Raw genomic sequence first — 9,038 nt, 5'->3', positions numbered from 1 at the left:
TGGCGCTGCTCGATGCGCTGGCGATCGAGCGCGCGGTGCTCGCCGGCTACGACTGGGGCGGGCGCGCCGCCTGCGTGGTCGCGGCGCTGTGGCCCGAGCGGTGCGCGGGGCTGGTTTCGCTCAACAGCTACAACATCCAGGACATCGGCCGGGCCATGGCGCCCGACACGCCGGCCAACGAACAGCGCCTGTGGTACCAGTACTACTTTCACAGCGCACGGGGCGCGGCCGGCCTGGCAAACGACCGGCGGGCCCTCACCCGCCTGCTGTGGCAGTCGTGGTCGCCGACCTGGGCGTTCGACGAGGCCACCTTCGAGCGCAGTGCCGCCGCGTTCGACAACCCCGACTTCGTGGACGTGGTGATCCACTCGTACCGCCACCGCTTCGGCCTGGTCACGGGCGATCCGGCGTACGCCGGGATCGAATCGCGCCTGGCGGCGCAGCCGGCCATCCGCGTGTCGGCCATCACCTTCGACGGCGTGGACGACGGGGTTCGCCCGCCGGCCGATGCCTCGGCCCATGCCGCGAAGTTCAGCGGCCTGCGCACGCACCGCTGGGTGCCCGGCGCCGGCCACAACCTGCCGCAGGAGGCCCCCGAAGCCTTTGCCGATGCGGTGCTCGAACTGGTCCGTGCCACGCCTTCTTCTTCACTTCCCACGCCATGACCCATCCCCTCCAGACCCTGTCGGAACACCGCAGCTTCGGCGGCACCCAGCGCTTTTACCAACATGACTCCACCGAGATCGGCCTGCCGATGAAGTTCTCGGTGTACCTGCCGCCGCAGGCCGCCCACGGCCCGGTGCCCGCGGTGCTGTACCTGGCGGGGCTGACGTGCAACGAAGAGACCTTCATGGTCAAGGCCGGCGCGCAACGCCGGGCCTCGGAGCTGGGCCTGGCACTGATCGCGCCCGACACCAGCCCCCGCGGCGCCGCGGTGGAGGCCCTGCCGGACGCCACGGCCCGTTGGGATTTCGGCATCGGCGCGGGCTTTTACCTCGATGCGACCCAAGCGCCCTGGCGCACGCACTGGCGCATGGAAAGCTACCTGATGCAGGAACTGCTGCCCCTGCTGGGCCGGCACCTGCCGATCGACCTGGACCGCCTGGGCGTCTTCGGCCACTCCATGGGCGGCCATGGCGCGCTGACGCTGGCGCTGCGCCATCCCGGCCGCTTCCGGTCGCTCTCGGCCCTGGCGCCGATCTGCGCGCCCACGCAGTGCCCCTGGGGAGAGCGGGCGTTCACCGGCTATCTGGGCGCGGACCGCACGGCGTGGGGCGAGCATGACGCCACGGTGCTCATGGAAAACCAGCCGCTGGCCCCCTACCCGGCCGGCATCCTGATCGACCAGGGGCTGGGCGACAAATTCCTCGCCGAGCAGCTTTACCCCGAGCGCTTCGAAGCCGCATGCCAGGCCATCGGGCAGCCGCTCACCCTGCGCCGCCACGAGGGGTACGACCACGGGTACTACTTCATCCAGACCTTCATCGAAGACCATCTGGCGCACCACGCCGGGCAGTTGGCATAGGCCGGCGGGCCCACCTACCCGTTTTGTAACGCCACGGGTAAGCCCTTAATTTGCACTTAAGGCTGGCGCTCAAGAATGCGCCATGGCTCACATTCTGCAGCCGCAGTTGCGGCTTATTACAAAGACGAGCAAGGGAGCGTTGGGACATGCGGGGCTGGACCTCCGCAACGCCCTGCATCCGGCTTGGATCATCACCATCATCAGCCTCTGGCTGGCCACGGCCTGCAATGTGCCTTTGTGGCGGGCTCTTCTGCAATTGCCCAATGCCCACAGCCTGCGCGGCTGGGCGTTCCTGATGGCATTCGTCTTGGCAGTGGCCGCCGCCAATGCCGCGGTCATCGGCTTTCTCGCGTGGGGTCGCCTTCTCAAGCCCATGCTGGCCGTGGGTATCTTGCTGGCCGCTCTTGGTTCTTACTTCATGACGGCCTACGGCATCGTGATCGACACCGGCATGATCACCAACGTCCTGCAGACCGATCCGCGCGAGGCGGCCGACCTGCTCGACTGGCGCCTGCCGCTCACGATCGTGGCGCTGGCAGGGCCGCCCCTGTGGTGGCTGGCGCGCACCCGTGTGAAACCGCTCGGCGTTGCCCGGCAGATCGCGTTCCACGGCCTGCTGCTGCTGGGCTCGCTGGCCCTGGCCGCGGGCTTGGTCTTCGCCGTGTTCCAGGATTTTTCCTCCGCCATGCGCAACCACACGCAGCTGCGCTATCTGGTCAACCCCCTGAACAGCATCTATGCCGTGGGCAATGCCGCTGCGCGCCCCCTGCGCCGGGATGCCGGCCCGCTGATGCCACTGGGGCGCGATGCCAGGCTGGGGGCGTCCTATGCCGGCCAGGGCAAACCGCCGCTGCTGGTGCTGGTGCTGGGCGAGACCGGGCGCAGTGGCAACTTCGGACTCAACGGCTACGGCCGCCCGACGACGCCCGAGCTGTCCGCGCGCAACGACCTCGCCAGTGCCCGCAACGCCTGGTCCTGCGGCACCAGCACGGCGGCCTCCGTGCCCTGCATGTTCTCCAACCTGGGGCGCACCGCCTACGAGGCTAGCCACATCCGCTCCGAGGGGCTGCTGGACGTGCTGCAGCATGCCGGCCTGGCCGTGCTGTGGGTGGACAACCAGTCCGGCTGCAAGGGCGTGTGCGACCGCGTGGCCGAGGCCAGCACCTCGGCCAAGCCCGACGACCCCCAGTGGTGCGCGGACGGCAAGGAATGCCTGGACGACGTGATGCTCAAGGGCCTGGACGCCCGCATCGCGGCGCTGCCGGCCGATCAGCGGGCGCGCGGGACCGTGGTGGTGCTGCACCAGATGGGCAGCCACGGCCCGGCGTATTTCAAGCGGTCGCTGCCTTCGCAGAAGACCTTCCAGCCCGAATGCCGGACCTCGGCGCTGCAGGAATGCCAGCGCCAGGAAGTGGTCAACGCGTACGACAACAGCATCGTGTCCACCGACCATTTCCTCAGTGCCACCATCCAGTGGCTGGCCGCGCAGTCGGGCACCGCGCAGACCGCGATGATGTACGTGGCCGACCACGGCGAGTCGCTGGGCGAGAACAACATCTACCTGCACGGCATGCCCTACGCCATCGCGCCCGATGTGCAAAAGCATGTGCCGTGGATCACCTGGCTGTCGCCCGCCATGCAGTCGCGCACCCGCACGGCCACCGCCTGCCTGCAAAAGGACCTGGGCGAGCGGCGCCTGTCGCACGACAACTACTTTCACTCCATCCTCGGACTGATGGACGTGCAGACCAGCGTTTACGAGGCATCGAAGGACATGTTCGCCACCTGCCGGAACGCTGCCGCCGCAGGCTGACCCCCGCCCCGCGGCGACAATCGCGCCCATGAACCTGCGGTTTGTCGAAGCCTTCCACTGGGCCGCCTCGCTCAAGAGCATCACGCGGGCGGCCGAAAAGCTGCACATCACGCAGTCCGCCCTGTCCAGCCGCATCGCCGCGCTGGAGGAGGAACTGGGCGTGATCCTGCTGGACCGGCGCGAGCGCCTGTTCCGCCTCACCGCCGCGGGGCAGCGCTTTCAGCTGCTGGCCGTTCGCCTTCTGGAACTGCAGCGGCAGGTGAAGGAAGAACTGGGCACCAGCCCGCACGCGCCGGTGGCGCTGCGCATCGGGGCCATCGAATCGGTCGTGCACAGCTGGCTCACCGGCTGGCTGCAGGAGATGCGCAAGACCCGCCCCGACTTCGAGCTGGAGCTGACCGTGGAAACCTCGCCCGTGCTGGTGGACCAGGTGCGGCGCGGGGCGCAGGACCTGGTGTTCACCTCCCTGCCCGCCACCGACACCGCGGTGCGCACGCGGACCATGCCGCCGCTGGAGCTGGTGTTCGTCGGGCACCGCACCCTGCACTCCGCGGGGCGGTACGACCTGCAGCGGCTGGCGCAGCACGACCTCATCACATTCCAAAAGGGCTCGCACCCGCACCAGAGCCTGCTCCAGCTGTTCCAGGAATCGGGCGTGGCCGTGCCGCGCATGCACGCCATCTCGTCGATTTCAGCCATGCTGCAGCTCGTGGAAGCGGGATTCGGCATCGCGGTGCTGCCGCGCGCCGTCACCCAACGGCTGTCGCACCGCATGCCGCTGCACATCTTGCGGGCCTCGTGCGCGCTCACCGCCCTGCCCATCCACGCCAGCTATCGCGAAGACCCTGGCTCGGGAATCACCGAATCGGTGCTGGAATCGGCCCAGGCGTACGTGACCCAGACCCAGACTGCCCGAAAAAAGCGCACGCCGCGCTGACCGCACCGTCGCAGTGCACGCGCCCCCGGGAAAGCCCGGATGGCATTGGCACACTTTTCGCAATATTGAAAATTCAGTGGTCGCCATCGATTTTTTCGATGACGTGAACGCAAAATTTTGCGTTGGATTCGCCGCCGTGCGGCTTTCAGAATTCGCGGCATTGCCACCACCGCAGGCCCGCATTCCAGGGCTTTCACGACGATGCCATCCCCTGTTCTTTCCCCCGGCGCCGCCGCCGGGCTGACCGCCCGGTCCACCGCCCGAGACGTGCGCGCGGCCGCCCGCGCCGGTCAACTGGCGGACCACACGAGCGGCCTGGCCAGCGACTACGTGCAGGTCAATCTGGCCATCCTGCCCCAGGCGCTGGCCACCGAGTTCCAACGCTACTGCGAGCGCAACCCGCGCGCCTGCCCGGTGCTGGCGGTCAGCGAGCCCGGCTCGCCCGCTCTGCCCGCGCTGGGCGCGGACATCGACATCCGCACCGACCTGCCCCGCTATGCCGTGTGGCGCGACGGCGTGCAGGTGGACACGCCCACCGACCTCTTCCAGCACTGGCGCGACAACCTCGTGACCTTCGCCATCGGCTGCTCGTTCTCGTTCGAGCATGCGCTGCTGGCCGATGGCATTCGCCTGCGGCATGTGGACCAGGGCCGCAACGTGTCCATGTACCGCACCGACCGCGCCACCGAGCCCAGCGGCGCGTTCCGCGGGCCGCTGGTTGTTTCCATGCGCCCCATGGCGGCCGCGGACGCGATCCGCGCCATCCAGATCACCTCGCGCATGCCGCAGGTGCACGGCGCCCCCCGTGCACCTGGGCGACCCGGCGCTCATCGGCATCCACGATCTGTCCCGGCCCGACTACGGAGACGCCGTGGCCGTGCAGCCGCATGAGCTGCCGGTGTTCTGGGCCTGCGGCGTGACGCCCCAGGCCGCCATCGCGGCGGCCCGCCCCGCCTTCTGCATCACCCACGCGCCGGGGCACATGCTGGTCACCGATCTGCTCAACCGCGATCTGGTGACCGCCTGACGCCGCCCTTCCTGTCCCCCCCCTTCCAAGAAAGACTTCGCACCATGTGGCTCCGGCACACCTCCCCCACCGAGCGGCGCACCCTGGCCGCCACCTTCGCAGGCTATGGCGTCGATGGCTTCGACTACATGATCTACACCTTCCTCATCCCCACGCTGCTGGCCGCGTGGAACATGTCCAAGGCGGAAGCCGGCTACATCGCCACCGGCGCGCTGCTCACCTCCGCCATCGGGGGCTGGGCCGCGGGCGTGCTGGCCGACCGCTACGGCCGCGTGCGGGTGCTGCAGTGGACGGTGCTGTGGTTCACGCTGTTCACCTTCCTGAGCGGCTTTACCGAATCGTTCGGCCAGCTGTTCTTCACCCGCGCCATGCAGGGCTTCGGCTTCGGCGGGGAATGGGCGGTGGGCTCGGTGCTGATCGCGGAAACCATCTCGGCCAAGCACCGCGGCAAGGCGGCCGGGCTGGTGCAAAGCAGCTGGGCCGTGGGCTGGGCCGCTTCGGCGCTGGCGTTCTGGGGCGTCTATTCGGTGCTGCCGCCGGAGATCGCCTGGAAGGTGCTGTTCTGGATCGGCATCGTGCCCGCCGTGCTCATCATCTACATCCGCCGCAACATCCAGGAGCCGCCGGTGTACCTGGCGGCCCAGGCCCGTGCCCGCGCCGCCGGCACGCAGGGCAGCTTCCTGCGCATCTTCCACCCCTCGCTGCTGCGCACCACCGTGCTGGCCAGCCTGCTGGCCACCGGCATGCAGGGCGCCTACTACTCGGTCACCACCTGGCTGCCGACCTTCCTCAAGACCGAGCGGCACCTGTCCGTGCTGGGCACCAGCACCTACCTGCTGGTGCTCATCGCCGGCTCGTTCGTGGGCTACCTCACCAGCGCGTGGCTGTCGGACGTGATCGGCCGGCGCCGCTGCTTCATCCTGTTCGCGGCGATGGGCATGGCGCTGGTGCTGGCCTACACACAGATCCCGATCACGGACGGGTGGATGCTGGTGCTGGGCTTTCCGCTGGGGTTCTTTTTGTCAGGCATCTTTTCCGGAATGGGCGCATTTTTGTCAGAACTGTTCCCCAGCGACGTGCGGGGCTCGGGCCAGGGGTTCTGCTACAACTTCGGCCGCGCCATCGGCGCCATCTGCCCGGCGCTGGTCGGCACGCTGAGCAACACGCTGCCGCTGGGCCAGACGATCGGCTGGATCACCGCCATCTGCTACGGGTTGGTGATCGTGGCGGCGCTCGCCCTGCCCGAAACGCTGGGCCGGGAACTGAGCCCCGAGGCCGCGCCCATCCACTGAGCCGCCATTGCGCGGTGCGGAAAAGGGCAAAAAGGGAACCCCGTTTTCACCGGGTGGCAGGCCGCGGGGTGCGGATCGAGCACGTAACTTGCATATGTATCCAACCGTTGCGAACACCCGACAGAAAGGGGTAGCCCGACTGCCAGACGAGGGGTGTTCACGGCCATACTGCGACCCATCCCAATGCCTTCCGTACGCCCTCCTGAAAGGACCCCTTCCATGAAAAAACTGACCTTGCGGCAAAAGCTCTGGCTCCCGCTGGTCCTCGCGTTGCTGGGGCTGCTGGCACTGACCTTCGTGAACGCGTGGCAGACCCGGCAGATCCAGTACCAGGCCCGGCAATCGGCCCTCTCCGACATCACCGACATGGCGCTGACCGTGGCCAGCGATTACGAAAAGCAGGCCCAGGCCGGCAAGATGAGCCAGGAGGAAGCCCGCAGCGCCGCCCTGGCGCGCATCGCCTCGCAGCGCTACGGCAAGGACGGCTACGTCACCGTGATCGGCTCCGACTCGATCATGGCGATGCACCCCATCAAGCCCGAGCTGAACGGCAAGAACATGATCGCCTTCAAGGATGCCAAGGGCAACCTGCTCTACGTGAACATCGCCGCCGCCGGCGCGCAGGGTCGCGGGTTCCTCGAATACTGGTGGCCGCGCCCGGGCAGCGACGCCCCCAGCCCCAAGATCGGTTACGTGGTGCGCTTCAAGCCCTGGAACTGGGACCTGGTGGCCGGCGACTACGTCGATGACATCGAACAGGCCTACCGCGCCTCGCTGTACCGCGCGATCGGCTTGCTGGCCCTGCTGGGGCTGGTGATCTCAGCCCTCACCGGGCTGGTGGTGCGCGACATCGAACGCTCCGTGGGTGGCGAGCCGCGCGCCGCCGCCGGCGCCGCGATGCGCATGGCCGACGGCGACCTGCAGGCGGAGATCCCGCTGCGCGCCCGCGACGAGCAAAGCCTGATGTACGCCATCGGCTTCATGCGCGACCGGCTCGCCAGCATCCTGCACCGCATCCAGCAGGCCACCAGCACCATCGACCATGCGGCCAGCGAGATCGCCCAGGGCAACGGCGACCTGTCGCGCCGCACCGAGCAGCAGGCCTCTTCGCTGCAGCAGACCGCCTCCAGCATGGAAGAGCTGACCGCCACCGTGCGCCAGAACGCCGACAACGCCCGCCAGGCCGCGCAGTACGTCTCCAGCACCGCCCAGACCGCCGTGCAGGGCGGCCAGGTGGTCAACCAGGTGGTGGAGACCATGCGCTCCATCAGCGCCAGCTCGCGCAAGATCAACGAGATCATCGGCGTGATCGACGGCATCGCCTTCCAGACCAACATCCTGGCGCTGAACGCGGCGGTGGAGGCGGCCCGCGCGGGTGAGCAGGGCCGGGGATTCGCCGTGGTGGCGTCCGAAGTGCGGTCGCTGGCCGGGCGATCGGGCGCGGCGGCGCGTGAGATCCGTGACCTCATCGGCGACTCGGTGCGCCAGGTGGAGACCAGCGCGCAACTGATCCGGGCGGCGGGCTCGGGCATAGCCGAGATGGCGGGTGGCGTGCGCAGCGTGGCCGCCAACGTGAGCGAGATCTCGGCCTCCAGCGCCGAGCAGAGCACCGGCCTCAGCGAAATCAGCGCCGCCGTCCAGCAGCTCGACCAGATCACCCAGCGCAACGCCCAGATGGTGGGCCAGGCCGTGCACCAGGCCGAGGCGCTGGAACACCGGGCGTCCACGCTCTCGCGGGCGGTGATGTCGTTCCGCCTGCAGCAGGGCACCGCCGACGAGGCCAAGGCGCTGGTGGAGCGGGCTGTGGCCCTGGCGCGCACGGCGCCCCAGGCCAGCCTGCTGCGCACGCTGACGGACCCGGCCCAGCCCTTCCATGACCGGGACATGTACGTGTTTGCCCTGCGCTTGGACGGCACCTACCTGGCCTTCGGCGGCAATCCAGGCAAGGTCGGGTCCCGCGTGCAGGACATTCCCGGCATCGACGGCGCGGCGCTGATGGCATCCATCACGGGCCAGGCCGATCAGGGGCCGGGATGGGTGGAGTACAACATCACCAACCCGGCCACCGGCCGGGTGCAGACCAAGATGTCGTTCGTGTGCAAGGCCGGGGACATCTACCTGGGTTGCGGCGTCTACAAGTCGCTCATTGCTTCGGCCTGAGCTCGGCCGGCCAGAGGCCAGACCACCGGCATCCAAAGAAGAAAACGGATGGGCCTGCGTTGCCTGCGGGCCCTCGCGTCAGCCGGCGGAACGCCTGGCGCGGGCCCGCGCCATGGCGGCGGCGATGGCGGCCTGCTTGGCATCTCCGGGCGGCGCCAAGGATGAGGCCGCCCCTGCGTCGGCTGAGGCCGTAGCGGGCTCCGGGGTCGGCAGCAAGGCGGGTGCCGCCTGCGCGTCACGGGCCAGCCGCTGGGTGCGGGCCGCGTAGCGGTCCCGGGCGTGCC

At 68.9% G+C, this 9,038-nt stretch carries 6 protein-coding genes and 2 pseudogenes; 7 read left to right on the top strand and 1 reads right to left on the bottom strand.

All coding sequences use genetic code 11. The annotated features are described in order from the left end of the window. From AC27IO_RS16890 to AC27IO_RS16860, 7 genes and pseudogenes are all read left to right on the top strand, one after another. Nucleotides 1-665: alpha/beta fold hydrolase (locus AC27IO_RS16890; protein WP_498739795.1), on the top strand; the 665-nt coding region annotated here is incomplete at its 5' end. Beyond that, nucleotides 662-1,525: an S-formylglutathione hydrolase gene (gene fghA / locus AC27IO_RS16885; protein ID WP_498739793.1), complete on the top strand. Its 864-nt coding sequence runs from the start codon at nucleotides 662-664 to the stop codon at nucleotides 1,523-1,525. The genes AC27IO_RS16890 and fghA, both read left to right, overlap by 4 nt. A gap of 82 nt (nucleotides 1,526-1,607) precedes the next feature. Beyond that, complete coding sequence (locus tag AC27IO_RS16880) at nucleotides 1,608-3,338, top strand: phosphoethanolamine transferase (protein WP_498739791.1); 1,731 nt, start codon at nucleotides 1,608-1,610, stop codon at nucleotides 3,336-3,338. A gap of 28 nt (nucleotides 3,339-3,366) precedes the next feature. Next, nucleotides 3,367-4,275, top strand: a complete 909-nt coding sequence (locus AC27IO_RS16875) for a LysR family transcriptional regulator (RefSeq protein WP_284431466.1) — start codon at nucleotides 3,367-3,369, stop codon at nucleotides 4,273-4,275. A gap of 201 nt (nucleotides 4,276-4,476) precedes the next feature. Then, a pseudogene (locus AC27IO_RS16870) lies at nucleotides 4,477-5,302 on the top strand (putative hydro-lyase). Between the two features lie 44 nt (nucleotides 5,303-5,346). Then, complete coding sequence (locus tag AC27IO_RS16865; RefSeq protein ID WP_284431464.1) at nucleotides 5,347-6,594, top strand: MFS transporter; 1,248 nt, start codon at nucleotides 5,347-5,349, stop codon at nucleotides 6,592-6,594. Between the two features lie 219 nt (nucleotides 6,595-6,813). Then, a complete protein-coding gene (locus AC27IO_RS16860) occupies nucleotides 6,814-8,754 on the top strand; it encodes a methyl-accepting chemotaxis protein (RefSeq protein ID WP_498739789.1) in 1,941 nt (646 codons plus the stop codon). Nucleotides 8,755-8,832: 78 nt separating this feature from the next. On the opposite strand, the pseudogene AC27IO_RS16855 reads toward AC27IO_RS16860, so the two are convergent. Then, nucleotides 8,833-9,038: pseudogene (locus AC27IO_RS16855) on the bottom strand (ferredoxin); the annotation flags it as partial.

This window comes from Acidovorax sp. KNOB132 (assembly GCF_057541515.1).
Note: the sequence above shows the minus strand (reverse complement) of the source record. Positions and strands in the feature narration are given on the sequence as shown.